1 protein-coding gene is annotated in these 968 nt (G+C 37.3%); it reads right to left on the bottom strand.

The window, feature by feature from the left end:
* Positions 1-88: 88 nt before the first annotated feature.
* A partial coding sequence (locus AC1DND_RS28505) for an Asp-tRNA(Asn)/Glu-tRNA(Gln) amidotransferase subunit GatB (protein ID WP_477586294.1) occupies positions 89-968 on the bottom strand: 880 nt, incomplete at its 5' end.

The raw sequence follows: 968 nt of genomic DNA on the forward strand, positions 1-968 counted from the left end.
GTTCCGTCAATCGTAAAGCTATCTTTGGGTTTACATGCAGTGAAGGCAATCGCGATCAGCATAATCAGGCTTAATTGTTTTAATCTCATTATTTCAGTTTTTCAAGTATTAATTCATTTAATTTTTTAGCATCAGCTTTTCCTTTGGCTAATTTCATTACATCACCAACAAACAAACCTAAAACGCCCTTTTTGCCTTTCTTGTACGCTTCTACCTGTTGTGGGTATTTATTTAACACTTCATCAATAAAACTACTTAATTCGTCTCCGTTTTCAGAGATCAGTAAGTTTAATGACTGTGCCAAATCGGTAACTTTTGCATTTTCTTCCAGCTCAACAGCTGGTAATAATTGTTGAATGGCAATTTGCTGTGTGATTTTTTTATCATCAACCAGATTGATAGCTTCTGCCAGTTGTGCTGGATTGACTTTGAAATCAGAGATCGTAATCCCTTTTTCATTTAAAACAGCTCTAATCGGACCAATTAACCAATTAATTAAGCTTTTTTTATTGTGAACGACTGATTGTGCCTGGTTAAAGTAGTTTAACAGGTCTAAATCTTCGGCAAAAAGAGCCGCATCAGCTTTACTGATCCCAAAATCAGCAACCATCTGCTGAGAAATTTCATTTGGCAAAGCCGGCATTAAAGATTTAATCTCTGCTAACCAATCATCAGAAATATAAATGGGTTGCAGATCTGGATCTGAAAAATATCGATAATCATTCGCCTCCTCTTTAGTACGCATCGGTGATGTAGTGCCTTTATCAGCATCAAAATTCAATGTGCTCTGAATAATTCTTCCCCCATTGCTAATCACTTCTACCTGACGGCCAAATTCGAAATCCATCGCTCTACGTACATTACGCATCGAGTTTAGGTTTTTTACTTCACAACGTGTTCCAAATTCGGTAGTGCCCTGTGGCCGTATAGAAATATTGGCATCGCAACGCAAACTACCTTCTTCCATA

The organism is Pedobacter sp. 01N416 (genome assembly GCF_056399685.1).